Raw genomic sequence first — 24,256 nt, 5'->3', positions numbered from 1 at the left:
ATGACCGACGGGTCAGGAAGTCGCCGCAGCGTTGGCAGGTGTGCTGGCTTGCGGTGCTGGCGCGGTAGTCGGCGCCACTCGCGCGAGCTTCACACTGACCCGACGATTCTTCGCCCGGTTGGCCGCATTGTTGTTCGGCACCAGCGGGTATTGCTCGCCGTGGAAACGCACGGTGATCTGCGATTCGGCGATGCCGTTGGCCTTGAAAAAGTCGACCACCGCCAGCGCGCGACGACGCGACAGCTCACGGTTGGTCAGACGGTTGCCGCTGTTGTCGGAATAGCCATCCAGTTCGATGTGATTGACCGTCGGATCGGCCTTCATGAACTCGAGCATCACCTGCAGCCTGGCTTTGGCGGCGGCATCCAGATCGGTGCCTTCGCCGGGGAAGCCGATCTGCGATTGCTTCACCTGATCGAAATTCTGCGGCAGCAATTTCGCCACACACGTCTGGTAATCATTGAACGCTTTGCTGAACTTCACCGGCAGCAGACGCACTTCCGAAACCCGGCCATCGCCGGACGCACGGCGCACCACCGGACTGCGACCGTCGAGTAAACCACTGATCAGCCCGCCGGCCTGGGATTGCGAACTGTTGAACAGCACGTTGCCGGTGCCGATCCTGACGCTGCCCAGATTGATGTCGTTGCGCCCCGGCTGCCATGGCGCCGCCGCGGCAAGCAACGTCGCCGAACCGCCGCCGAGCATGGCGTTGTAGGCATTGAGGCGGAATATCGCCTGCTCGCCGGCTTTGCGCACGAACTGGCCCGAGCCGAAATCGGTGATCGGCTGGGTCAGGCGGCACTCGAACTTGTCGCCCTCGACCGTCCACTCAATGTTCTCCAGACGCGTCTGGTAGGTCAGCGCCATCGCGGGGAGGCTGGCAAACACACTGAGCAAGGCTAAATATCGCTGGCGCACGGGAGGCTCCATTGGCTTCTGTAACACAAAGACCGATTCACACTATGTTTACGGCATACCTACGGGATATCGGAAGGTTCCTGCAAAACTTGATAGCGGGTGCCTGCAAGAGTCTTTTCCGGTAGCATTCCCCTCAGTTTGACCCGCCTGGAATCCCCTCATGTCCGACCGCCTGACCCTGCTGCGTCCCGACGACTGGCACATTCATCTTCGCGATGGTGCCGTGTTGACCAATACCGTTGCCGATGTTGCGCGCACCTTTGGCCGCGCCATCATCATGCCCAACCTGGTACCACCGGTGCGCAACGCCGCTGAAGCCGACGGCTATCGCCAGCGGATTCTCGCTGCCCGCCCGGCCGGCAGTCGCTTCGAACCGCTGATGGTGCTGTACCTCACCGACCGCACCCAGCCCGAAGAAATTCGTGAGGCCAAGGCCAGCGGTTTCGTGCACGCCGCCAAACTGTACCCGGCCGGCGCCACCACCAACTCCGATTCCGGCGTGACCAGCATCGACAAGATCTTCCCGGCGCTGGAAGCCATGGCCGAAGTCGGCATGCCGCTGCTGATCCATGGCGAAGTCACCCGTGGCGATGTCGACGTCTTCGACCGCGAAAAGATCTTCATCGATGAGCACATGCGCCGCGTGGTCGAGCGTTTCCCGACGCTCAAAGTGGTGTTCGAACACATCACCACCGGCGACGCGGTGCAGTTTGTCAACGAAGCCTCGGCCAACGTTGGCGCGACCATCACCGCCCATCACCTGCTGTACAACCGCAACCACATGCTGGTGGGCGGGATCCGGCCGCACTTCTATTGCCTGCCGATCCTCAAGCGTAATACCCATCAGGAAGCCCTGCTCGACGCCGCCACCAGCGGCAGCGCGAAGTTCTTCCTCGGTACCGACTCGGCGCCGCACGCCCAGCACGCCAAGGAAGCCGCCTGCGGCTGCGCCGGCTGCTACACCGCGTACGCCGCCATCGAGCTGTATGCCGAAGCCTTCGAACAGCGCAACGCGTTGGACAAGCTCGAAGCGTTCGCCAGCCTCAACGGCCCGCGTTTCTACGGTCTGCCGACCAACACCGATCGCATCACCCTGGTTCGCGAAGAATGGACCGCCCCGACCAGCCTGCCATTTGGCGAGCTGAACGTTATCCCGCTGCGCGCCGGTGAAAAACTGCGCTGGCGCCTGCTGGAGGAACACGCGTGAGTGAAGACCATTTCGACGACGATCTGGACAGTCAAGGTGGTGGCGGCGGTTCCCGTCACCCAATGGCAGCGCGTTTTCGCGGTTACCTGCCGGTTGTCGTCGACGTAGAGACCGGTGGCTTCAATTCGGCCACCGACGCTCTGCTGGAGATTGCCGCGACCACCATCGCCATGGACGAAAAGGGTTTCGTTTACCCGGACCACACCTACTTCTTCCGCGTCGAACCTTTCGAAGGCGCCAACATCGAAGCGGCAGCGCTGGAGTTCACCGGGATCAAACTCGATCACCCGCTGCGCATGGCGGTCAGCGAAGAAACTGCGCTGACCGACATCTTCCGTGGCATCCGCAAGGCGCTGAAGGCCAACGGCTGCAAGCGCGCGATTCTGGTCGGCCACAACAGCAGCTTCGACCTGGGCTTCCTGAATGCTGCGGTTGCGCGTCTGGACATGAAGCGCAATCCGTTCCACCCGTTCTCCAGCTTCGACACCGCGACACTGGCCGGTCTGGCTTACGGTCAAACCGTGCTGGCCAAGGCCTGTCAGGCAGCGGACATCGACTTCGACGGCCGTGAAGCGCATTCGGCGCGTTACGACACCGAGAAGACTGCCGAGCTGTTCTGCGGCATCGTCAACCGCTGGAAACAGATGGGCGGCTGGGAAGACTTCGACGACTGATCCTCGTCGGGTATTTCCCGCGCATAAAAAACCGGCCACATGGGCCGGTTTTTTTGTACCGCGACGTTGCGCCTTACAGGGCAGCAGCGTTCTCGGTCAGGTAAGCCGCAACGCCTTCTGGCGAAGCGTTCATGCCTTTGTCGCCTTTTTTCCAGTTGGCAGGGCAGACTTCGCCGTGCTCTTCGTGGAATTGCAGAGCGTCGACCAGACGGATCAGCTCTTCCATGTTACGGCCCAGCGGCAGGTCGTTGATGATCTGCGAGCGGACAACGCCCTTGTCGTCGATCAGGAACGCGCCACGGAAAGCCACGCCGCCTTCGGACTCAACGTCGTATGCCTTGGCGATTTCGTGCTTCATGTCGGCAGCCATGGTGTATTTCACCTGGCCGATGCCGCCATTGTTGACCGGAGTGTTGCGCCAGGCGTTGTGGGTGAAGTGCGAGTCGATCGACACGGCAACCACTTCCACGTTGCGCGCCTTGAAGTCGGCCATGCGGTTGTCCAGAGCGATCAGCTCGGACGGGCAGACGAAGGTGAAGTCCAGTGGGTAGAAGAACACCAGGCCGTATTTGCCTTTGATGGCCGAGGACAGGGTGAAGCTGTCAACGATCTCGCCATTGCCGAGTACGGCCGGGACGGTGAAGTCTGGGGCTTGTTTGCCTACGAGTACGCTCATGGATATCTCCTGGTGAATAACTTGAAGTTCAGGGCCCGGGCCAGCCTGCCACCTTGAGGCGACAGCCCTGTGACACGAACCCTCTTCGCAAGGGCCGACCATCATACACTGCGTTTTTCGCCTGTCCTTAACGGTTTTTTGCCCAAGGCGGATAACGGACCAGCATTTTCGGGGCCAGGCAATTCGCCATTAATCACCGTTCGTCAGTGACCCGCCTTTCGATCGAAAACCATTCAGAAAGCACTTTGACAATCATTCTCGTTAACATTAAGATCCATCGCAATTGAGTCACAACCAGCGACGGTTCTCACTTATGTATGTTTGTCTCTGCACTGGCGTCACCGACGGACAAATCCGCGAAGCGATCTATGAAGGTTGCTGCAGCTACAAAGAAGTCCGCCAGGCCACCGGCGTCGCCAGCCAATGCGGCAAATGTGCCTGCCTTGCCAAGGAAGTGGTTCGCGAAACCCTGACCAAGCTGCAAACCGCTCAGGCTGCGATACCCTACCCCGTAGAATTTACCGCGGCATAATCACCCCTATTTCAAAAAACCGGACATATGTCCGGTTTTTTTATGCCCGCAAATCAAGCGCTTAGGCGCTAGACGCGGAACACAAACATTCTTATTCAGATTTAATTTCATTTATTATTCAATAACTTAGGTTTGACACTTATAAGTACCAAGCTCAAACTCCGCCTTATATACAGCTAATACAGGGCAGGACTCCCATCATGAAAGGCGACATTACAGTCATCCAGCATCTCAACAAGATCCTTGCCAATGAACTGGTCGCGATCAATCAGTACTTCCTGCATGCACGCATGTATGAAGATTGGGGCCTGAACAAGCTGGGCAAGCACGAGTACCACGAATCCATCGACGAGATGAAACACGCGGACAAGCTGATCAAGCGCATCCTGTTCCTCGAAGGCCTGCCGAACGTGCAGGATCTGGGCAAGCTGCACATCGGCGAGCATACCCGGGAAATGCTGGAATGCGACCTGCGCATAGAGAAGACCGGCCACGCCGATCTGAAAGCCGCCATTGCCCATTGCGAATCGGTTGGCGACTTTGGCAGCCGTGAACTGCTCGAAGACATTCTCGAATCCGAAGAAGAGCATATCGACTGGCTGGAAACCCAGCTGGGCCTGATCGATAAAGTCGGTCTTGAGAACTATCTGCAATCGCAGATGGGCGAAGAGTAAATAAGCGCCCGCTGAATTCGCGACACTAAAAAGCCCCGCCCTCTTTCGAGGTGCGGGGCTTTTTATTGGCAAATCCCGGATCAGATGCAGATCCCTGTGGGAGCGAGCTTGCTCGCTCCCACAAAAGCCGGATCAGGCTTCGGACTTGGCCGCAGCAGCCTTGGCCGATGCTTCCTTGACCAGAGTCTGCAGCTCACCGTTGGCGAACATTTCAGCCATGATGTCGCTACCGCCGACCAGCTCACCGCCGACCCACAGTTGCGGAAAAGTCGGCCAGTTGGCGTACTTTGGCAGGTTGGCGCGGATTTCCGGGTTCTGCAGGATGTCGACGTAGGCGAACTTCTCGCCACAGCCCATTACAGCCTGCGCAGCTTTCGCGGAGAAGCCACACTGCGGGGCATTCGGCGAGCCTTTCATGTAAAGCAGAATGGTGTTGTTGGCAATCTGCTCTTTAATCGTTTCGATGATATCCATGGAGCACCTCGGCTGAACTTTCCGACTCATGGGTCGGCACGGTGACGCATTGTAACGGAATCCCGAGCGCCATGCTCGGTCTCCCCGACGGTCTCGTTCAGGCCGCTGCCACCGTCACCGGCACGCCATTGAGCGCGGCGTTACCCGACAACTCGTCGAGCTGGCATTCATCGGTCAGGTCGTTGGCACTCGATCCCGGCTGCCCACTGGCGATTGCCATTTGCACGCCCGGCCGAGCATGTCCCCAACCGTGCGGCAGGCTGACCACGCCCTTCATCATGTCCAGACTGCCGAGCACCTCGACCTCGATCTGCCCTACCCGCGAGCTGACGCGAACTAACTGACCATCGTTGAGCCCCCGGCTGGCGAGGTCATCCGGGTGCATCAGCAATTGATGCCGTGGCTTGCCCTTCACCAGACGATGGTAGTTATGCATCCACGAATTGTTGCTGCGCACATGGCGCCGGCCGATCATCAGCAGCTCATCGGCCGCCGGCGCCTGCAAGGCCGCAAAGCGTGCGAGATCGGCGAGAATTTCCGGCGGCGCAGCCTGCACCCGTTGATTCGGCGTCTTGAGGCGTGCAGCCAGATTAGGCTTCAACGCCCCAAGATCAATCCCGTGCGGATGATCGAACAATGTCGCCAATGACAGCTTTTGCTCGGACGCATCGCCATACAGGCCCATGCGCAGCCCCATGTCGATCATCTTCGCCGGCGGCATCGTCGGTTTCAGCTCCTTGCCGGTCTTCTCGGCAAACGCCTTGGCCAGACCGACAAAGATTTCCCAGTCGTGTAATGCGCCCTCGGGCTTGGCGAGAATCGCGCGGTTGAAGCGAGTGACGTTGCGCACCGCGAACAGATTGAAAGTAGTGTCGTAGTGATCGTTCTCCAGCGCCGAGGTCGACGGCAGGATCAAGTCGGCGTAGCGCGTGGTTTCGTTAATGTACAGGTCGATGCTGAGCATGAACTCCAGACCATCGAGCGCCTGCTCCAGTTGCCGGCCGTTCGGAGTCGACAATACCGGATTGCCGGCCACGGTGATCAGTGCGCGAATCTGCCCTTCGCCTTCGGTGAGCATCTCTTCAGCCAGCGCCGACACCGGCAGCTCGCCGCCGTACTCGGGTCGCCCGGAGACCCGGCTTTGCCATTTGTTGAAATGCCCGCCCGAGGTCGATGCCACCAGATCCACCGCTGGCTCTGTGCACAAGGCACCGCCGACGCGATCGAGATTGCCAGTCACCAGATTGATCAACTGCACGACCCAATGGCATAGCGTGCCGAAGGCCTGAGTGGAAACGCCCATCCGGCCGTAGCAAACAGCGCTTGGTGCAGCGGCGAAGTCCCGGGCCAGTTGGCGGATCTGTTCAGCGGGAACGGCGCACAGCGGGCTCATGGCTTCGGCAGTGAACGTGGCGACGGCTGCGCGCACTTCATCAAGGCCATCAACCGGCAAGTGACAGTCACGGGTCAGCCCTTCGCTGAAAAGCGTATTGAGCACCCCGAACAAAAGCGCCGCGTCGCCACCCGGCCGCACAAACAAGTGCTGATCGGCGATAGCTGCCGTTTCGCTGCGCCGTGGATCGACCACCACCACTTTGCCGCCGCGGGCCTGAATCGCCTTCAGGCGTTTCTCGACATCCGGCACAGTCATGATGCTGCCGTTCGATGCCAGCGGATTACCGCCGAGGATCAGCATGAAATCGGTGTGATCGATGTCCGGGATCGGCAACAGCAAGCCGTGGCCGTACATCAGGTAACTGCTCAGGTGATGCGGCAACTGATCAACCGAAGTCGCCGAGAAGCGGTTGCGCGTCTTCAGCAGGCCGAGAAAGTAATTGCTGTGGGTCATCAGCCCATAGTTGTGCACGCTCGGGTTGCCCTGGTAGACCGCCACCGCATTCTGCCCGTGACGCTCTTGAATCGCCGCCAGACGCTCGGCCACCAGCGCAAACGCCTCGTCCCACTCGATCGGCAGCCATTCGCTGCCGACCCGGCGCATCGGCTGGCGCAGGCGATCGGGATCGTTCTGGATGTCTTGCAGGGCTACGGCCTTGGGGCAGATGTGCCCACGACTGAACGTGTCAAGCGCGTCACCCTTGATCGAGGTGATCGCGACGTTGCCATCGGTTTCGGTGGTCTCGATGGTCAGACCGCAGATGGCTTCGCACAGGTGGCAGGCACGGTGATGGAGAGTCTTGGTCATGGCCAGTCTCTGTCTTGTTCTGGGCAGGCAATCAGGCCCGCGGGAACAAAACTATGGCCCCGGCGCAGATCCTGCGCCAGCGACGTTCGTCTTGTGAATCGACGGTTATCAGGCGAGCCGATTAACCGCCATGCTCAGTTCGACGGCAGCTGCGGCGGCGCGGCCAACTGAATTTCCTGAATGGTTTCGATCTGCTCGTGGGCGACGTGCACGCCGGTGAGTTCGCCGATCAACCGCCAGTGCTCGTCGAGCCCGGCACTGATGGTCGCCATGCGATCGATCATGTGGCGGCCGGCGGTCTTGACCACTTCGTCCTCGCTACGCAGCAGTTCGAAGGACATTGAAGTGACCGACGCGGTGAGATGGGTCAGTGAGCGAGCCGTGTGGCCCAGCAGTTCCATTAACAGTTTTTCTTTCGATTCCATGCGGAGGCTTCCTGCGTCGCTCGAAACTTATTTATAACCCAGCACTTTGCTTTAGCAAATGTTTCAGTCTGAGCATCCGACCAAGTGATGGCGTGGTGCCACGCTCGTAAACCGACCTGGTCGACCTGATCCCCGCCACGGCGCATTGCCAAGCCCGGCGAGGCCGGTGTACAAAGAGGCTCGCGGCTGTCCTGAACCCGGCTTCAAATGCGCGGCTGCAACATCCAGTGCGCTCTCCGAATCCCGCAAAAACCGTAGCCTATTGGCGTAACGCGACATTTAGTGTCAATATCGCGCCTTCCCCTATTTCGTCGCCCCGTGCGGCTTACGCCGCAGGTCTCGCCCGTTGTTCCGTTAAACAAGGCTTTGAGCATCTGCGGTCTGTAGCAAAAAGGTAGTCAATGATGAGCGCAAGGCACTTTCTCTCCCTGATGGATTGCACGCCCGAAGAGCTGGTCAGCGTGATCCGTCGAGGCGTTGAGCTCAAGGACCTGCGTAACCGCGGCGTACTGTTCGAGCCCCTGAAAAACCGCGTCCTGGGGATGATCTTCGAGAAATCCTCGACCCGTACCCGGATCTCCTTCGAGGCCGGCATGATCCAGCTCGGCGGCCAGGCGATCTTCCTGTCGCCGCGTGACACCCAGCTGGGCCGTGGCGAGCCGATCGGCGACTGCGCCATCGTCATGTCGAGCATGCTCGACGCGGTGATGATCCGTACCTTTGCCCACAGCACCCTGACCGAATTCGCCGCCAACTCGCGCGTGCCGGTGATCAACGGCCTGTCCGATGACCTGCACCCGTGCCAGTTGCTGGCCGACATGCAGACCTTCCTTGAGCACCGTGGCTCGATCCAGGGCAAGACCGTGGCCTGGATCGGCGACGGCAACAACATGTGCAACAGCTATATAGAAGCGGCGATCCAGTTCGACTTCCAGTTGCGCGTTGCCTGCCCGCAGGGCTACGAGCCTAATCCGGAATTTGTCGCCCGCGCCGGCGATCGCGTGACCATCGTCCGTGATCCGCAGGATGCCGTGCGCGGTGCGCATCTGGTGAGCACCGATGTCTGGACTTCGATGGGTCAGGAAGAGGAAACTGCCAAGCGCCTGAAGTTGTTCGCTCCGTTTCAGGTGACCCGCGCCCTGCTCGATCTGGCGGCCGAAGATGTGCTGTTCATGCACTGCCTGCCGGCGCACCGCGGTGAAGAAATCAGCCTCGACCTGCTTGATGACCCGCGCTCTGTCGCTTGGGATCAGGCAGAAAACCGTCTCCACGCACAGAAGGCCCTGCTCGAGTTCCTCGTCGAACCGGCATATCACCACGCATGAGCCATGAATTACTGCTGAATCTGCGCAACCTCGCTTGCGGCTATCAAGATCAACGCGTGGTGCAGAACCTCAATCTGCACCTCAACGCCGGTGACATCGGCTGCCTGCTCGGCTCGTCCGGCTGCGGCAAGACCACCACCCTGCGCGCGATTGCCGGTTTTGAACCGGTGCATGAAGGGGAAATCACCCTGGGAGGTGAAACCATTTCCAGCGCCGGTTTCACCCTGGCGCCGGAGAAACGCCGGATCGGCATGGTGTTCCAGGATTACGCGCTGTTCCCGCACCTGAGTGTTGCAGACAACATCGCCTTCGGTATCCGCAAGCACCCGAACAAGGAGCGCGTCACCGAGGAGCTGCTGGAACTGGTCAACCTGAAGAACCTCGGCAAACGCTTCCCGCACGAGCTCTCCGGCGGCCAGCAGCAACGCGTCGCCCTCGCCCGCGCCCTGGCGCCGGAGCCGCAACTGCTGCTGCTCGACGAGCCGTTCTCCAACCTCGATGGCGAGCTGCGGCGCAAGCTCAGCCACGAAGTGCGCGACATCCTCAAGACCCGTGGCACCAGCGCGATTCTGGTGACTCACGATCAGGAAGAAGCCTTCGCCGTCAGCGATCATGTTGGTGTATTCAAGGAAGGTCGCCTGGAGCAATGGGATACGCCCTACAACCTTTACCATGAGCCGGCGACGCCGTTTGTCGCCAGCTTCATCGGTCAGGGTTATTTCATCCGCGGCCAGCTCGGCAGCCCGGAATCGGTGCAGACCGAACTCGGCGAACTGCGCGGCAACCGCGCCTACACCTGGCCGGTGGGCGGTGCGGTGGATGTATTGCTGCGTCCGGATGACATCGTTTATGCGCCGGACAGCGGGTTGAAAGCGCGGATCGTCGGCAAGACGTTCCTGGGTGCCTCGACCCTGTATCGCCTGCAACTGCCGACCGGTGCGCAGCTGGAATCGATCTTCCCGAGCCATGCCGACCATCAGGTGGGGGCGGATGTGGGGATTCGCGTCGCCGCCGAACACCTCGTCCTGTTCCAGGCCAGCGGCAGTACCGCGGCACAAATCCCGGCGGTGGAAAACGGCGTCCGCCGCTACAGCGCCGCCCTCTGATCCGCCCCGGATCAAAACTGTGGGAGCGGGCTTGCTCGCGAATGCGCTGTGTCAGTCAACGAAGAGGTCGTCTGACACCCCGCATTCGCGAGCAAGCCCGCTCCCACATTTGGTTTTGGGTTCAACCCAGGATCAGTGTGCCGCTGGCCACCAGCGTCGCATTCCCGCCGATCTTCACCCGCTCCCCCTCCAGCCGACAGAACAACTCCCCGCCCCGCGCCGAACGCTGGCACGCGGTCAGACTGGACTTCCCCAGACGTTTCGACCAGTACGGAATCAGGCTGCAATGCGTCGATCCAGTGACCGGATCTTCATTGATGCCGATCGCCGGGGCGAAGTAGCGCGAGACGAAATCGTGCTGATTGCCGCGCGCGGTCACGATGGCGCCGAGCCACGGCAGTTTTGCCAGTGCAATCATGTCCGGCGTGCAGTCGAGCACTGCCTGCTCCGACTCCAGCACCACAAACAATTCATTGGAACCGAGCACATCCACCGCCTCGACGCCCAGCGCACGCTCGACATCCAGCGTCACGCCAATTTCTGACGGCACAATCGACGGGAAGTCCAGCCACAGGCGATCGCCCTCGCGGCTGACGCTAAGCGGCCCGGACTTGCAGATGAAGTCCAGTCGTTCGGCATTTTCCTTGTAGACCTCGAACAACACATAGGCGCTGGCCAGTGTGGCATGCCCGCACAGCGGCACCTCGGTGGTCGGGGTGAACCAGCGGATGTGCCACGCCGCGCCTTCGCGCACCACGAACGCGGTTTCTGCCAGATTGTGTTCGGCAGCGATCTTCTGCATCAAATCGTCCGCGAGCCATGCATCGAGCCGATACACCATCGCCGGGTTGCCACTGAACGGCCGATCACTGAACGCATCAACCTGATGAAATTCGAGCTGCATAACCTTCTCCCTGAGTGAGTCGGCAGAGCATGCAGCCACGCTGCGCTCAGCGCCAGTGACAGAACCGGGCAATTTTCTTCATACAGAACGCAAGTTCATGCACGACCGATGTCGGCAAATTTGGCTTGCGTGTGTTCAGCCAGAACCGCCGGCGCCAATTCGACTTCCAGGCCACGTCGGCCAGCACTGACATAAATAGTCGCAAAGCCTTGGGCCGAGTTATCGATGAAGGTGCGCAGACGCTTCTTCTGCCCCAGCGGACTGATGCCGCCCAACAGGTAACCGGTGGAACGCTGCGCCGCAGCCGGGTCAGCCATTTCGACTTTCTTGACGCCCGCCGCGTGTGCCAGACCTTTGAGATCAAGACTTCCGACGACCGGCACCACCGCCACCAGCAATTCACCTTTTTCGCTGGCAGCGAGCAGCGTCTTGAACACCTGCGCCGGCTCCAGCGCCAGTTTCTCGGCGGCCTCCAGCCCATAGGACGCGGCCTTGGGGTCATGTTCGTAACTGTGCACGCGATGTTCGGCACGAACTTTTTTCAACAAGTCCAACGCAGGGGTCATGGCAGCTCCAGGCTCGGCATCAACAGAAAAATCCTGCGCCGGATTCTAGGCCATCATCTCGCAAAAGGCTCTAGCGCGAGCCCCGTTTTCCGGGCGTTGCAGGCGAATCGCCGGACTATCGCCGCCACCTTCCGCAGGATCATTCAGCAGGCTGATAGTTTAATTGTGACCGATGGTTCACTTTCGACCTTTGACAGGTTTGTTTCTTGTCTATATTTTTTCGAATCTGAATAATGTAAGAATTATCATCACCGCAGCACCCAGCAGTAAACCGGGAACAGGATGGGGATCCTGCCCCGGGGAAAATCGCGCCTTGCCCTGACGGCAAACGCGCCAGACAACAACAAAAATCGAGGTTTTCAATGACAACTGCTTTACAGCAACCATCGCTTTCCGGCCAATGCCTGGCCGAGTTTCTGGGGACTGCACTTCTGATCTTTTTCGGCACTGGCTGTGTCGCCGCGCTCAAAGTCGCGGGCGCCAGCTTCGGCCTGTGGGAAATCAGCATCATCTGGGGCGTCGGCGTGAGCATGGCGATCTACTTGACCGCCGGGGTTTCCGGCGCGCATCTGAACCCCGCCGTGAGTATCGCCCTGAGCATTTTTGCCGACTTTGAAAAGCGCAAACTGCCGTTCTATATCCTGTCGCAGATCGCCGGCGCGTTCTGCGGTGCGCTGTTGGTGTACACGCTGTACAGCAATCTATTCTTCGATTACGAACAAACTCACCACATGGTGCGTGGCACCGCTGCCAGCCTTGAGTTGGCCTCGGTGTTCTCGACCTTCCCCAATCCGGTACTGTCCACCGCTCAGGCATTCCTGGTCGAGATGATCATCACCGCGATCCTGATGGGCGTGATCATGGCCCTGACCGATGACAACAACGGTCTGCCGAAAGGCCCGATGGCTCCGCTGCTGATCGGTTTGCTGATTGCCGTAATCGGCAGCTCGATGGGCCCGCTGACCGGTTTTGCGATGAACCCGGCGCGTGACTTCGGTCCGAAACTGATGACTTTCTTCGCCGGCTGGGGTGAAATTTCCTTCACTGGCGGCCGCGATATTCCGTACTTCCTGATTCCGATTTTTGCACCGATTGTCGGTGCCTGCCTCGGCGCTGCCGGGTATCGCGGGCTCATCGCCCGCCACCTGACCGGCGCTACACCTGCTACAAAGGATGCAGAACCGGCCATTGACGGCAAACCAAGAACTTCTTGAAACAGTCGGCGCGGGCTCCTGCCCTTTTAGAGCCCGCGCCACGGACCACTCTCCCTTATTTCGTCCAAGGCAATCGACATGACCGACATTCAGAATAAGAACTACATCATTGCCCTCGATCAGGGTACGACCAGCTCCCGCGCGATCATTTTCGACCGCGATGCGAACGTGGTCTGCACCGCCCAGCGCGAATTCGCCCAGCATTACCCGCAAGCCGGCTGGGTCGAACACGATCCAATGGAAATCTTCGCCACCCAGAGCGCGGTGATGGTCGAAGCACTGGCCCAGGCCGGTCTGCATCACGATCAGGTGGCCGCCATCGGTATCACCAACCAGCGTGAAACCACCGTGGTCTGGGACAAAACCACCGGTCGTCCGGTGTACAACGCCATCGTCTGGCAGTGCCGCCGCAGCACCGAGATCTGCCAGCAGCTCAAGCGCGATGGCCACGAAGAGTACATCCGCGACAACACCGGTCTGGTCACCGACCCGTACTTCTCCGGCACCAAGCTGAAGTGGATCCTCGACAACGTCGAAGGCAGCCGCGAGCGTGCGCGCAACGGCGAACTGCTGTTCGGCACCGTCGATAGCTGGCTGATCTGGAAATTCACCGGCGGCAAGGTACACGTCACCGACTACACCAACGCCTCGCGCACCATGCTCTTCAACATCCATTCGCTGGAGTGGGATTCGAAGATGCTGGAGATCCTCGATATCCCGCGCGAAATGCTCCCGGAAGTCAAAGCCTCTTCGGAAATCTACGGTCGCACCAAGAGCGGCATCGCCATCGGCGGTATCGCCGGTGACCAGCAAGCGGCACTGTTCGGCCAGATGTGCGTCGAGCCGGGCCAGGCGAAAAACACCTACGGCACCGGCTGCTTCCTGCTGATGAACACCGGCGACAAAGCGGTGAAATCGCAACACGGCATGCTCACCACCATCGCTTGCGGCCCGCGTGGCGAAGTGGCTTACGCCCTGGAAGGCGCGGTGTTCAACGGCGGTTCGACCGTGCAGTGGCTGCGCGATGAACTGAAGATCGTCAACGACGCTCACGACACCGAATACTTCGCCAATAAAGTGAAGGACAGCAACGGTGTGTACCTGGTACCGGCCTTCACCGGTCTGGGCGCTCCGTACTGGGACCCATATGCCCGCGGTGCACTGTTCGGTCTGACGCGCGGCGTGCGCGTGGATCACATCATCCGCGCCGCGCTGGAATCGATCGCCTACCAGACCCGCGACGTACTCGACGCCATGCAACAGGACTCCGGCGAACGCCTCAAGGCCCTGCGTGTGGACGGCGGCGCGGTCGCGAACAACTTCCTCATGCAGTTCCAGGCCGACATCCTCGGCACCCAGGTCGAGCGTCCGCAAATGCGCGAAACCACTGCACTCGGGGCGGCGTATCTGGCCGGTCTGGCGTGCGGTTTCTGGGGCAGCCTCGACGAACTGCGCGGCAAGGCCGTGATCGAGCGTGAGTTCGAACCGAGCCTGGAAGAAGTCGAGAAAGAGAAACTGTACAAAGGCTGGAAAAAAGCCGTCAGCCGCACCCGTGACTGGGCGCGTGAAGACGCTGAATAAGCCAACCTTCAGAGACTGATAGGCAACTAACTGGTCGGGAGCGGATTCCTGCGGCATCATGGGCAAATTTTGCACGGCAGCCCAAAGGAAGCCCCATGAATCTGCCTCCCCGTCAGCAGCAAATCCTCGAGCTGGTCCGCGAACGCGGCTATGTGAGCATCGAGGAAATGGCTACGCTGTTCGTTGTTACCCCGCAAACCATCCGCCGCGATATCAATCAGCTCGCGGAAGCCAATCTGTTGCGCCGCTACCATGGCGGCGCGGCCTATGATTCCAGCGTCGAAAACACCGCCTATGCGATGCGCGCCGACCAGATGCGCGACGAAAAACAACGCATTGGCGAAGCCATCGCCGCGCAGATCCCCGATCACGCCTCGCTGTTCATCAACATCGGCACCACCACCGAATCCATTGCCCGCGCCCTGCTCAATCACAACCATCTGAAGATCATCACCAACAACCTGCACGTCGCCTCGATGCTCAGTGCCAAGGATGATTTCGATGTGCTGCTGACCGGCGGCAACGTGCGCCGTGACGGCGGTGTGGTGGGTCAGGCGAGCGTGGACTTCATCAACCAGTTCAAGGTCGATTTCGCACTGGTGGGTATCAGCGGCATCGACGAAGACGGCAGCCTGCTCGACTTCGATTATCAGGAAGTGCGCGTGTCGCAGGCGATCATTGCCAATGCGCGGCAGGTGATTCTGGCGGCGGACTCGAGCAAGTTCGGGCGCAATGCGATGATTCGATTGGGTCCGATCAGCCTGATCGACTGCCTGGTGACCGATCAGCAGCCGGTGCCGGCACTGGCGCAACTGCTGAGCCAGCACAAGATTCGTCTGGAAGTCGTTTAAATCCGTTCAACATCCCCTGTGGCGAGGGGATTTATCCCCGATGGGCTGCGAAGCAGTCCTAAAACCACCCAATGCGGTGTGCCTGAGACTCCACGGTAGTTGATTGAGGGGCCGCTACGCGGCCCATCGGGGATGAATCCCCTCGCCACAAAAAGCATCCCTCGACTCAATAATGTTCGAAAATTTTCTTTTAGCCGCCCTTCGATGAGTTTTTTCAATCGAACGCGACTGGCTGCGCGCGTCTTTATGGGCTACCATTTTCGCAAATGAACATTTATGTTCGATTTCCAAGACAGAAAATCAAAAGAGCCCGAGGCCAGCCGATGTCCACATCTACCTTGCGTACGCCCCCTATCTCCGAGATCTACGACGTTGCCGTGATTGGCGGCGGGATCAATGGCGTGGGGATCGCAGCGGATGCCGCCGGTCGCGGTCTCTCTGTGTTCCTTTGCGAAAAGGATGACCTGGCCAGCCACACCTCGTCGGCCAGCAGCAAGCTGATCCACGGTGGCCTGCGCTACCTCGAACATTACGAATTCCGTCTGGTGCGTGAAGCGCTGGCCGAGCGCGAAGTGCTGCTGGCCAAGGCGCCGCACATCGTCAAACCGATGCGTTTCGTGCTGCCGCACCGTCCGCACCTGCGCCCGGCGTGGATGATCCGCGCCGGCCTGTTCCTTTATGACAACCTCGGCAAGCGTGAAAAGCTGCCAGGTTCGAAAAGCCTGAAGTTCGGTGCCGACAGCGCTTTGAAAAGCGAAATCACCAAAGGCTTCGAATACTCCGATTGCTGGGTCGATGACGCCCGCCTCGTCGTTCTGAATGCCATGGCCGCTCGGGAAAAAGGTGCCCATGTGCACACCCAGACCCGTTGCGTCAGCGCCCGCCGTGCCAAAGGCCTGTGGCACCTGAATCTGGAACGCGCTGACGGCAGCCTGTTTTCGATCACCGCCAAAGCACTGGTGAACGCCGCCGGCCCGTGGGTCGCCAAGTTCATCCGTGACGACCTGAAAATGGAATCGCCGTACGGCATCCGCCTGATTCAGGGCAGCCATATCATCGTGCCGAAGCTGTATGAAGGCGATCACGCGCACATTCTGCAAAACGAAGATCAGCGCATCGTCTTCACCATTCCGTATTTGAATCACTTCACCCTGATCGGCACCACCGACCGCGAATACACCGGCGATCCGGCGAAAGTGGCAATCACCGACGGCGAAACCGATTACCTGCTGAAAGTGGTCAACGCTCACTTCAAAAAGCAGATCAGCCGCGACGACATTCAGCACAGCTACTCGGGCGTGCGTCCACTGTGCAACGACGAATCCGACAACCCGTCCGCCGTGACCCGCGATTACACCCTGGCATTGTCTGGCGGTGGCGAAGAGGCACCGCTGCTGTCGGTGTTCGGCGGCAAACTGACCACCTATCGCAAACTCGCCGAGTCAGCGATGGCCCAGTTGATGCCGTACTTCACCCAGATGCGCCCGAGCTGGACCGCCACCGCGACCCTGCCCGGCGGCGAAGACATGACCACCCCGCAAGCCTTGAGCGCGCAGATCCGCGACAAGTTCGACTTCGTCCCGACCGAGATCGCCCGCCGCTGGGCCACCACCTACGGCAGCCGCACCTGGCGCATGCTCGAAGGCGTGGAAACCCTCGCCGACATGGGCGAACACATTGGTGGCGGGCTCTACACTCGCGAGGTCGATTACCTGTGCAGCGAAGAATGGGCCACCACGGCGCACGACATCCTGTGGCGTCGCAGCAAACTGGGCCTGTTCACTACCCCGGCCGAGCAAGAGAAACTGGCGGCCTACCTGGGCAAGGTCGAGCAGAACCGAAAGACTGAAGCGGCGTGATTTGAACATCGCTTAAACGAAAGCCCCTGAATTGAGAGATTCAGGGGCTTTTTTGTTTATCCGCGCCGGACGCTGAACCTGTGGCGAGGGAGCTTGCTCCCTCGCCACAGAGGTCGGGTTGCCGAAAACAACCGATAACAGAGCGTTCGGATTTCCGAACGCGACCTCCCGGTCGATTCGGATAACCGGATCAGTTTCATCGAAAAACACCGACACAAAACTTTAATCACCTTATAAATCAAGCCATTAGCCACTATCGACTGCTCTGGCACGACTCATGCTCTACACTCTCTCGACGAATGCCTGCCGTGCCAACACTTCAGGAGCCGTCAGGCATTCGAAGCACAAAAGGGCCGACGAACTGGCTCCATAAAAAAAACAATTCGAGGAAAATTTGATGCGCATCGTTCCCCATATCCTGGGCGCAGCCATTGCGGCCGCTCTGATCAGCACGCCAGTTTTCGCCGCCGAACTCACCGGCACCCTGAAGAAAATCAACGATTCCGGCACCATCACCCTCGCTCACCGCGACAGTTCCATTCCGTTTTCCTACATCGCGGATGCTTCCGGCAAGCCAGTGGGCTACTCCCACGACATTCAAGTGGCCATCGTTGAAGCCCTGAAAAAAGACCTGAACAAGCCAGACCTGCAGGTCAAATACAACCTGGTGACCTCGCAAACCCGTATCCCGCTGATCCAGAACGGCACCGCGGATATCGAGTGCGGTTCCACCACCAATAACGCCGAACGCGCCCAGCAAGTCGACTTCACCGTCAACATCTTCGAAATCGGCACCCGCCTGCTGGTCAAGAAAGACAAGGATGGCAACCCGTCCTACAAAGACTTTGCCGACCTCAAAGGCAAAAACGTCGTGACCACCGCCGGCACCACGTCCGAGCGCATCATCAAAGCGATGAACGCCGACAAGCAGATGGGCATGAACATCATCTCCGCCAAGGACCACGGTGAATCCTTCAACATGCTGGAAAGCGGCCGCGCCGTTGCCTTCATGATGGACGACGCCCTGCTGGCCGGCGAAGAAGCCAAGGCCAAGAAGCCGGACGACTGGGTCATCACCGGTACTCCGCAATCGTTCGAAGCCTACGCGTGCATGGTTCGCAAAGACGACCCGGCCTTCAAGAAGGCTGTGGATGACGCCATCGTCGGCCTGTACAAATCCGGCAAGATCAACGAGATCTACAAGAAGTGGTTCGAAACCGCGATTCCGCCAAAGGGCCTGAACCTCAACTTCCCGATGAGCGACAAGGTCAAGGAACTGATCGCCAACCCGAGCGACAAGCCGGCGCCTGACGTAAAAATCTGATTCCTGACTAACCTTATCCCCTGAGGGAGCCACCCTCCCTCAGGCGTCTGTTACCTGCTGGTTTTACAGTGGAACACTCGACCTGGCGGTTTTCGAGCCGATCGCGTGTGCCCGGCGTTCAACGTCGGACGGGAAAGGATCTTCCCCAAGCGGGTGCTTGTACATCGATCGATTTCGAGGGGAGACCCTAATGAATTACAACTGGGACTGGGGCGTGTTCTTCAAGTCCACCGGCGTAGGCAGCGAGACTTATCTCGACTGGTACATCGCCGGCCTGGGCTGGACCATTGCCATCGCCATCGTGGCATGGATCATCGCCTTGCTGCTGGGCTCCATTCTGGGGGTCATGCGCACGGTGCCGAACCGCCTCGTATCGGGCATCGCGACCTGCTACGTCGAACTGTTTCGCAACGTGCCGCTGCTGGTGCAGCTGTTCATCTGGTACTTCCTGGTGCCCGATCTGCTGCCGCAGAACCTGCAGGACTGGTACAAGCAGGATCTGAACCCGACCACCTCGGCCTACCTGAGCGTCGTCGTGTGCCTGGGCCTGTTCACCGCCGCCCGGGTCTGCGAGCAAGTGCGCACCGGCATCCAGGCGTTGCCACGCGGCCAGGAATCCGCCGCCCGCGCCATGGGTTTCAAGCTGCCGCAGATCTATTGGAACGTGCTGCTGCCCCAGGCCTACCGCATCATCATTCCGCCGCTGACCTCGGAATTCCTCAACGTGTTCAAGAACTCCTCCGTGGCGTCCTTGATCGGCCTGATGGAACTGCTGGCGCAAACCAAACAGACCGCCGAGTTCTCGGCCAACCTGTTTGAAGCCTTCACCCTGGCCACGCTGATCTACTTCACCCTGAACATGAGCCTGATGTTGCTGATGCGCATGGTCGAGAAGAAAGTCGCAGTGCCCGGCCTGATCTCCGTGGGGGGTAAATAATGGACTTCGATTTCAGCGGCATCATCCCCGCGATCCCGGGCCTGTGGAACGGCATGGTCATGACCTTGCAACTGATGGTCATGGGCGTGATCGGCGGCATCGTGCTGGGGACGATCCTCGCACTGATGCGCCTGTCGTCCAGCAAACTGCTGTCGCGCGTTGCCGGCGCCTACGTGAACTACTTCCGCTCGATCCCGCTGCTGCTGGTGATCACCTGGTTCTACCTGGCGGTGCCGTTCGTGCTGCGCTGGATCACCGGCGAAGACACCCCGATCGGCGCGTTCACCTCCTGCGTCGTGGCTTTCATGATGTTCGAAGCCGCGTACTTCTGTGAGATCGTCCGGGCTGGCGTGCAGTCGATCCCCAAAGGCCAGATGGCCGCGGCCCAGGCGATGGGCATGACCTATGGCCAGACCATGCGTCTGATCATCCTGCCCCAGGCGTTCCGCAAGATGACCCCGTTGCTGCTGCAACAGTCGATCATCCTGTTCCAGGACACCTCGCTGGTCTACACCGTGGGCCTGGTGGACTTCCTCAACTCCGCCCGCTCCAGCGGCGACATCATCGGTCGTTCCAACGAGTTCCTGATCTTTGCCGGTGTCGTCTACTTCATCATCAGCTTTTCCGCCTCGCTGCTGGTCAAGCGTCTGCAAAAAAGGTTTGCCGTATGATCTCCATCAAGAACATCAACAAGTGGTATGGCGACTTCCAGGTGCTGACTGATTGCAGCACCGAGGTCAAGAAAGGCGAAGTGATCGTGGTCTGCGGCCCGTCGGGCTCGGGCAAGTCGACCCTGATCAAGTGCGTCAACGCACTGGAGCCATTCCAGAAAGGCGACATCGTCGTAGACGGCACCTCGATTGCCGACTCCAAGACCAACCTGCCGAAACTGCGTTCGCGCGTCGGCATGGTGTTCCAGCATTTCGAGCTGTTCCCGCACCTGACCATCACCGAAAACCTGACCATCGCGCAGATCAAGGTGCTGGGCCGCAGCAAGGAAGAGGCGACCAAGAAAGGTCTGCAACTGCTGGAACGCGTCGGTCTGTCGGCACACGCCCACAAGCACCCGGGGCAACTGTCCGGCGGTCAGCAGCAGCGTGTGGCGATTGCCCGCGCGCTGGCCATGGACCCGATCGTCATGCTGTTCGACGAACCGACCTCGGCGCTCGACCCGGAAATGGTCAACGAAGTGCTCGACGTAATGGTGCAACTGGCCCACGAAGGCATGACCATGATGTGCGTGACCCACGAAATGGGCTTCGCGCGCAAAGTGGCTGACCGGGTGATCTTCATGGACGCCGGCAAGATCATCGAAGACTGCCCTAAAGAGGAGTTCTTCGGCGACATCAGCGCCCGCTCCGAACGCGCGCAGCACTTCCTCGAGAAAATCCTGCAGCACTAAAAAACCACACACCGCTCCCCAACTGAGGGAGCGGGCTTGCTCGCGAAGAGGCCGGCACTTTCAACAGCATCGTTGACTGACCTGCCGCTTTCGCGAGCAAGCCCGCTCCCACATTGGATCAATGACGATCCAGAGATCTGTGTGGTGGTTGACCCAAGGCAACTGTGATGAAATGCGACCCCAATCTCTATCGCGCAGCGCCGCCATCACTTGCCGTGAAGCCCCGTCTGATTCGCCATCTGTTCCTGCCGCCGCTGATCATCATCCTGATGATCGGACTGGGTTACATCGGCTTCTGGACCAGTGAACATTTCGGCATCCGCAGCCTCAGCGAAAACGGCCAGCGTCAGCTCGAACTGCACGCGCGCACGGTCGAAAGCGAGATCAGCAAATACACCTACCTGCCCAGCCTGCTGGAACTGGAAACCAGTGTCCCGCAACTGCTCGCCGACCCGACTCCGGAACACCGGCAAACGGTCAATGCTTACCTTGAAGGCCTGAACCGGCGCAGCCGCAGTCGGGCTATCTACGTGATGGACACTACCGGCCGCGTGATGGCCACCAGCAACTGGCGCGACGTCGACAGTTACCTCGGCGAAGACCTGTCCTTTCGCGCCTATTTCCAGAACGCCGTGCGCGGCGAACCCGGACGTTTCTACGGCATCGGCAGCACCAGCGGCGAACCCGGTTATTACCTCGCCCACGGTCTGGAAGAACACGGCAAGATCATCGGCGTCGCCGTGGTCAAGGTGCGCCTCGAAGCGCTGGAAGAGCGCTGGCAACGCGCCCGCCTGGAAGCCTTCGTCAGCGACGAGAACGGCATCATCATTCTTTCCAGCGATCCGGCGCGGCGCCTGAAATCGGTGGTCCCGCTGAGCGATGAAACCAAAGAGAAGCTCGCGCGCAGCCTGCAGTATTACTGGTTCCCGCTCAACGAACTGCAACCGCTGGCCCGCGAAACCCTGGCCGACGGTGTGGAGAAACTGACCTTCCCGGCCAACAGCGAACTGAGCGCCGATGACGACAGCATCAGCTATCTGGCGCAGACCCGGCCGCTGAGCGACACGCCATGGAATTTCACCCTGCTCACGCCGTTGCAGGACTTGCGTCGTGAAGCGATCAATCAGGGAATCCTGGTGGCGGTGGCCTTCGCCCTGGTGGCGTTCCTGCTGATCGCCTGGAACGAGCGGCGCAAGGTCATCGCCACGCGCCTCGCCGCCCGCGAAGCCTTGCAGGAAGCCAACAATCAACTGGAGCGTCGGATTACCGAACGCACCGGCGACCTGCGCGCCAGCAACGAACGGCTCAAGAGCCAGATCCGCGAGCGACGCCAGGCAGAAGAGACCCTGCGTCGCGCTCAGGACGAACTGGTGCAGGCCGGCAAACTCGCGGCCATCGGCCAGATGTCGACCAGCATCGCCCACGAACTGAACCAGCCGCTGGCGGCGATGCGCACCTTGTCCGGCAACACCATTCGCTTTCTGGAGCGCGGCCAGCTCGACGTCGCCAGCACCAACCTCAAGACCATCAACGACCTGATCGACCGCATGGGCCGGATCACCGCCAGCCTGCGCTCGTTCGCCCGGCGCGGCGACAATGAAGGCCAGGCCAGTCTCGGCAAAGCGGTGGACGCGGCCCTGCAACTGCTCGGCGCGCGGGTCGAGGGCATGGCGCTGCAACTGCACCGGCAGTTCAGCGACGTACAGGTGCAGATCGACCAGACCCGCCTCGAACAGATTCTGGTCAACCTGATCGGCAACGCCCTCGACGCCATGCAGACGCAACCTTCACCGCAGCTGTGGCTGGAAGGCGAAGAGTTCAACGGCAAATATCGCCTGCGGGTGCGCGACAACGGCCACGGCGTCGATGCCGAAGCACGCAAGCATCTGTTCGAGCCGTTCTTCACCACCAAACCCGGCGAACAGGGTCTGGGCCTCGGCCTGACCCTTTCCGCCAGCCTCGCGGCCGCCACCGGCGGGCATCTGGGTGTCGAACACCCGGCCAGCGGTGGCACCACCTTCGTCCTCAGTTTACCGTTGGTAAGCCCTACTCCTGCCGAGCCAATATGAACCACGACCTTAGTGTGCTGATCGTCGAAGACGACCCCCATGTGCTGCTCGGCTGCCAGCAGGCGCTGACCCTGGAAGACATTCCCTGCATCGGCGTCGGCAGTGCCGAAGAAGCGCTGGAGCGGGTCGGCGACAACTTTGCCGGGATCGTCATCAGCGACATTCGCCTGCCCGGCATCGATGGCCTGGAACTGCTGACCCGCCTCAAGGCGCGCGACCGCAGTTTGCCGGTGGTGCTGATCACCGGTCATGGCGACATCTCCATGGCGGTCGGCGCGATGCAGAAAGGCGCCTACGATTTCATGGAGAAACCGTTCTCGCCGGAGCGCCTGGTGGACGTCGCTCGTCGCGCACTGGAACAACGCAGCCTCGCCCGGGAAGTGTCTTCGCTGCGTCGGCAACTGGCCGAACGCGACTCCCTCGAAGGCCGGATCATCGGGCGCTCGCCAGCCATGCAGAACCTGCGCGAACTGATCGCCAACGTCGCCGACACCTCGGCCAACGTGCTGATCGAAGGCGAGACCGGCACCGGCAAGGAATTGGTCGCCCGCTGCCTGCACGACTTCAGTCGTCGGCATGCCAAGCAGTTCGTCGCGCTGAACTGCGGCGGCCTGCCGGAAAACCTCTTCGAAAGCGAGATCTTCGGTCATGAGGCCAACGCCTTCACCGGTGCCGGCAAACGGCGCATCGGCAAGATCGAGCATGCCGACGGCGGCACGCTGTTCCTCGATGAAGTGGAAAGCATGCCCCTGCCGTTGCAGATCAAACTGCTGCGGGTGTTGCAGGAACGCACCCTCGAACGCCTCGGTTCGAACCAGAGCGTGGCGGTGGATTGCCGGGTGATTGCCGCAACCAAATCCGACCTCGACGAAGCGAGCAAGGCCGGCGAGTTTCGCAGCGACTTGTACTACCGCCTCAACGTGGTGACGCTGGAACTGCCACCGCTGCGCGAGCGCCGTGAAGATATCCTGCAACTGTTCGAACACTTCACCCAGCAGTCGGCGCTGCGTTTCGACCGGGTGTTGCCGGAGCTGGACAACCAGACCCTGTCGAACCTGATGAGCCACGACTGGCCGGGCAACGTGCGTGAGTTGCGTAACGTCGCCGAGCGCTTTGCCCTCGGCCTGCCGGCGTTCAAGAAGTCCGGCGCCAGCAGCGGCGGTCAGGGGCTGGCGTTCGCCGAAGCGGTGGAAGCCTTCGAGCGCAACCTGCTCAATGACGCCTTGCAACGCAGTGGCGGCAACCTGACCCAGGCCAGTCAAGAACTGGGCATGGCCAAGACCACGCTGTTCGACAAAGTGAAAAAGTACGGGTTGAGCCACTGATGGATCT

23 protein-coding genes are annotated in these 24,256 nt (G+C 60.2%); 16 read left to right on the top strand and 7 right to left on the bottom strand.

What is annotated here, in order from left to right:
- Positions 1-12 precede the first annotated feature (12 nt).
- Complete coding sequence (locus QRN61_RS18405; RefSeq protein WP_098965368.1) at positions 13-921, bottom strand: flagellar protein MotY; 909 nt, start codon at positions 919-921, stop codon at positions 13-15.
- Between the two features lie 160 nt (positions 922-1,081).
- Here QRN61_RS18405 and pyrC point away from each other — a divergent pair, with 160 nt between their 5' ends.
- Together pyrC and rnt are read left to right on the top strand one after the other, a co-directional pair.
- Entirely contained in the window at positions 1,082-2,128 is a 1,047-nt protein-coding gene (gene pyrC / locus QRN61_RS18400) for a dihydroorotase (RefSeq protein ID WP_095136952.1), read from the top strand.
- Positions 2,125-2,802 carry a ribonuclease T gene (rnt, locus tag QRN61_RS18395; protein ID WP_096795145.1) on the top strand — a complete coding sequence of 226 codons (678 nt, stop codon included), beginning with the start codon at positions 2,125-2,127 and terminating at the stop codon, positions 2,800-2,802. The genes pyrC and rnt overlap by 4 nt, the downstream gene beginning before the upstream one ends.
- A 73-nt stretch (positions 2,803-2,875) precedes the next feature.
- Here the strand turns inward: rnt and QRN61_RS18390 are convergent, their stop codons facing one another.
- A complete protein-coding gene (locus QRN61_RS18390) occupies positions 2,876-3,478 on the bottom strand; it encodes a peroxiredoxin (protein ID WP_007963972.1) in 603 nt (200 codons plus the stop codon).
- A 313-nt stretch (positions 3,479-3,791) separates the two neighbouring features.
- On the opposite strand from QRN61_RS18390, the gene QRN61_RS18385 reads away from it, so the two are divergent.
- Both QRN61_RS18385 and bfr read left to right on the top strand, forming a co-directional pair.
- The gene (locus QRN61_RS18385) at positions 3,792-4,010 is read left to right on the top strand and encodes a bacterioferritin-associated ferredoxin (RefSeq protein WP_003227725.1); all 219 of its coding nucleotides are present in this window, start codon (positions 3,792-3,794) and stop codon (positions 4,008-4,010) included.
- Positions 4,011-4,210: 200 nt separating this feature from the next.
- The gene (gene bfr / locus QRN61_RS18380; protein ID WP_007963971.1) at positions 4,211-4,684 is read left to right on the top strand and encodes a bacterioferritin; all 474 of its coding nucleotides are present in this window, start codon (positions 4,211-4,213) and stop codon (positions 4,682-4,684) included.
- 132 nt (positions 4,685-4,816) lie between these two features.
- Here the strand turns inward: bfr and grxD are convergent, their stop codons facing one another.
- The 3 genes from grxD to plzR form a co-directional block, all read right to left on the bottom strand.
- The gene (grxD, locus tag QRN61_RS18375) at positions 4,817-5,158 is read right to left on the bottom strand and encodes a Grx4 family monothiol glutaredoxin (protein ID WP_003227729.1); all 342 of its coding nucleotides are present in this window, start codon (positions 5,156-5,158) and stop codon (positions 4,817-4,819) included.
- A 97-nt stretch (positions 5,159-5,255) separates the two neighbouring features.
- Positions 5,256-7,361, bottom strand: coding sequence for a molybdopterin oxidoreductase family protein (locus QRN61_RS18370; protein ID WP_285374441.1), 2,106 nt, complete (start codon positions 7,359-7,361; stop codon positions 5,256-5,258).
- A 134-nt stretch (positions 7,362-7,495) separates the two neighbouring features.
- Positions 7,496-7,786, bottom strand: a complete 291-nt coding sequence (gene plzR / locus QRN61_RS18365) for a PlzR type 4 pili assembly inhibitor (RefSeq protein ID WP_027612069.1) — start codon at positions 7,784-7,786, stop codon at positions 7,496-7,498.
- A 404-nt stretch (positions 7,787-8,190) separates the two neighbouring features.
- Between plzR and argF the strand changes: the two genes are divergently transcribed.
- Positions 8,191-9,111 carry an ornithine carbamoyltransferase gene (gene argF / locus QRN61_RS18360; RefSeq protein ID WP_047296204.1) on the top strand — a complete coding sequence of 307 codons (921 nt, stop codon included), beginning with the start codon at positions 8,191-8,193 and terminating at the stop codon, positions 9,109-9,111.
- Positions 9,108-10,217 (top strand): ABC transporter ATP-binding protein, encoded by a 1,110-nt coding sequence (locus QRN61_RS18355; RefSeq protein WP_285374438.1) that lies wholly within the window; start codon positions 9,108-9,110, stop codon positions 10,215-10,217. Before argF ends, QRN61_RS18355 begins: the two co-directional genes overlap by 4 nt.
- A gap of 121 nt (positions 10,218-10,338) precedes the next feature.
- Here QRN61_RS18355 and QRN61_RS18350 read toward each other — a convergent pair whose 3' ends face one another.
- Together QRN61_RS18350 and ybaK are read right to left on the bottom strand one after the other, a co-directional pair.
- Entirely contained in the window at positions 10,339-11,121 is a 783-nt protein-coding gene (locus QRN61_RS18350) for a PhzF family phenazine biosynthesis protein (RefSeq protein ID WP_027612072.1), read from the bottom strand.
- A gap of 95 nt (positions 11,122-11,216) precedes the next feature.
- Positions 11,217-11,687 carry a Cys-tRNA(Pro) deacylase gene (gene ybaK / locus QRN61_RS18345; RefSeq protein WP_003227741.1) on the bottom strand — a complete coding sequence of 157 codons (471 nt, stop codon included), beginning with the start codon at positions 11,685-11,687 and terminating at the stop codon, positions 11,217-11,219.
- Between the two features lie 362 nt (positions 11,688-12,049).
- On the opposite strand from ybaK, the gene QRN61_RS18340 reads away from it, so the two are divergent.
- The 10 genes from QRN61_RS18340 (at position 12,050) to aauR (ending at position 24,249) form a co-directional block, all read left to right on the top strand.
- Positions 12,050-12,901, top strand: coding sequence for an MIP/aquaporin family protein (locus QRN61_RS18340; protein ID WP_027612073.1), 852 nt, complete (start codon positions 12,050-12,052; stop codon positions 12,899-12,901).
- A gap of 78 nt (positions 12,902-12,979) precedes the next feature.
- Positions 12,980-14,482 (top strand): glycerol kinase GlpK, encoded by a 1,503-nt coding sequence (glpK, locus tag QRN61_RS18335; RefSeq protein ID WP_095136946.1) that lies wholly within the window; start codon positions 12,980-12,982, stop codon positions 14,480-14,482.
- Positions 14,483-14,577: 95 nt separating this feature from the next.
- Positions 14,578-15,333: a DeoR/GlpR family transcriptional regulator gene (locus QRN61_RS18330; protein ID WP_007916700.1), complete on the top strand. Its 756-nt coding sequence runs from the start codon at positions 14,578-14,580 to the stop codon at positions 15,331-15,333.
- 323 nt (positions 15,334-15,656) lie between these two features.
- Positions 15,657-17,192: a glycerol-3-phosphate dehydrogenase gene (glpD, locus tag QRN61_RS18325; protein ID WP_097086058.1), complete on the top strand. Its 1,536-nt coding sequence runs from the start codon at positions 15,657-15,659 to the stop codon at positions 17,190-17,192.
- Between the two features lie 397 nt (positions 17,193-17,589).
- Positions 17,590-18,516 (top strand): glutamate/aspartate ABC transporter substrate-binding protein, encoded by a 927-nt coding sequence (locus QRN61_RS18320; RefSeq protein ID WP_027612076.1) that lies wholly within the window; start codon positions 17,590-17,592, stop codon positions 18,514-18,516.
- Between the two features lie 190 nt (positions 18,517-18,706).
- The gene (locus tag QRN61_RS18315) at positions 18,707-19,453 is read left to right on the top strand and encodes an amino acid ABC transporter permease (RefSeq protein WP_027612077.1); all 747 of its coding nucleotides are present in this window, start codon (positions 18,707-18,709) and stop codon (positions 19,451-19,453) included.
- Positions 19,453-20,124 carry an amino acid ABC transporter permease gene (locus QRN61_RS18310; RefSeq protein WP_007963949.1) on the top strand — a complete coding sequence of 224 codons (672 nt, stop codon included), beginning with the start codon at positions 19,453-19,455 and terminating at the stop codon, positions 20,122-20,124. The genes QRN61_RS18315 and QRN61_RS18310 overlap by 1 nt, the downstream gene beginning before the upstream one ends.
- Positions 20,121-20,855, top strand: a complete 735-nt coding sequence (locus QRN61_RS18305; RefSeq protein ID WP_007963947.1) for an amino acid ABC transporter ATP-binding protein — start codon at positions 20,121-20,123, stop codon at positions 20,853-20,855. The genes QRN61_RS18310 and QRN61_RS18305 overlap by 4 nt, the downstream gene beginning before the upstream one ends.
- A 167-nt stretch (positions 20,856-21,022) precedes the next feature.
- Positions 21,023-22,924, top strand: a complete 1,902-nt coding sequence (aauS, locus tag QRN61_RS18300) for a two-component sensor histidine kinase AauS (protein WP_285374433.1) — start codon at positions 21,023-21,025, stop codon at positions 22,922-22,924.
- Positions 22,921-24,249, top strand: a complete 1,329-nt coding sequence (gene aauR, locus QRN61_RS18295; RefSeq protein WP_027612079.1) for a two-component response regulator AauR — start codon at positions 22,921-22,923, stop codon at positions 24,247-24,249. Before aauS ends, aauR begins: the two co-directional genes overlap by 4 nt.
- Positions 24,250-24,256 lie beyond the last annotated feature (7 nt).

The sequence above is a fragment of the Pseudomonas sp. lyk4-TYG-107 genome, assembly GCF_030209055.1.
GTDB classification, from domain to species: domain Bacteria; phylum Pseudomonadota; class Gammaproteobacteria; order Pseudomonadales; family Pseudomonadaceae; genus Aquipseudomonas; species Aquipseudomonas putida_A.
This window is presented reverse-complemented; position numbering and strand designations above follow the sequence as displayed.

Coding starts and splice junctions, on each gene's coding strand:
- pyrC (WP_095136952.1), top strand. CDS start 1,082: ATGTCCGACCGCCTGACCCTGCTGCGTCCCGACGACTGGCACATTCAT.
- QRN61_RS18390 (WP_007963972.1), bottom strand. CDS start 3,478: ATGAGCGTACTCGTAGGCAAACAAGCCCCAGACTTCACCGTCCCGGCC.
- QRN61_RS18385 (WP_003227725.1), top strand. CDS start 3,792: ATGTATGTTTGTCTCTGCACTGGCGTCACCGACGGACAAATCCGCGAA.
- bfr (WP_007963971.1), top strand. CDS start 4,211: ATGAAAGGCGACATTACAGTCATCCAGCATCTCAACAAGATCCTTGCC.
- grxD (WP_003227729.1), bottom strand. CDS start 5,158: ATGGATATCATCGAAACGATTAAAGAGCAGATTGCCAACAACACCATT.
- QRN61_RS18370 (WP_285374441.1), bottom strand. CDS start 7,361: ATGACCAAGACTCTCCATCACCGTGCCTGCCACCTGTGCGAAGCCATC.
- plzR (WP_027612069.1), bottom strand. CDS start 7,786: ATGGAATCGAAAGAAAAACTGTTAATGGAACTGCTGGGCCACACGGCT.
- argF (WP_047296204.1), top strand. CDS start 8,191: ATGAGCGCAAGGCACTTTCTCTCCCTGATGGATTGCACGCCCGAAGAG.
- QRN61_RS18355 (WP_285374438.1), top strand. CDS start 9,108: ATGAGCCATGAATTACTGCTGAATCTGCGCAACCTCGCTTGCGGCTAT.
- QRN61_RS18350 (WP_027612072.1), bottom strand. CDS start 11,121: ATGCAGCTCGAATTTCATCAGGTTGATGCGTTCAGTGATCGGCCGTTC.
- ybaK (WP_003227741.1), bottom strand. CDS start 11,687: ATGACCCCTGCGTTGGACTTGTTGAAAAAAGTTCGTGCCGAACATCGC.
- QRN61_RS18340 (WP_027612073.1), top strand. CDS start 12,050: ATGACAACTGCTTTACAGCAACCATCGCTTTCCGGCCAATGCCTGGCC.
- glpK (WP_095136946.1), top strand. CDS start 12,980: ATGACCGACATTCAGAATAAGAACTACATCATTGCCCTCGATCAGGGT.
- QRN61_RS18330 (WP_007916700.1), top strand. CDS start 14,578: ATGAATCTGCCTCCCCGTCAGCAGCAAATCCTCGAGCTGGTCCGCGAA.
- glpD (WP_097086058.1), top strand. CDS start 15,657: ATGTCCACATCTACCTTGCGTACGCCCCCTATCTCCGAGATCTACGAC.
- QRN61_RS18320 (WP_027612076.1), top strand. CDS start 17,590: ATGCGCATCGTTCCCCATATCCTGGGCGCAGCCATTGCGGCCGCTCTG.
- QRN61_RS18315 (WP_027612077.1), top strand. CDS start 18,707: ATGAATTACAACTGGGACTGGGGCGTGTTCTTCAAGTCCACCGGCGTA.
- QRN61_RS18310 (WP_007963949.1), top strand. CDS start 19,453: ATGGACTTCGATTTCAGCGGCATCATCCCCGCGATCCCGGGCCTGTGG.
- QRN61_RS18305 (WP_007963947.1), top strand. CDS start 20,121: ATGATCTCCATCAAGAACATCAACAAGTGGTATGGCGACTTCCAGGTG.
- aauS (WP_285374433.1), top strand. CDS start 21,023: ATGAAATGCGACCCCAATCTCTATCGCGCAGCGCCGCCATCACTTGCC.
- aauR (WP_027612079.1), top strand. CDS start 22,921: ATGAACCACGACCTTAGTGTGCTGATCGTCGAAGACGACCCCCATGTG.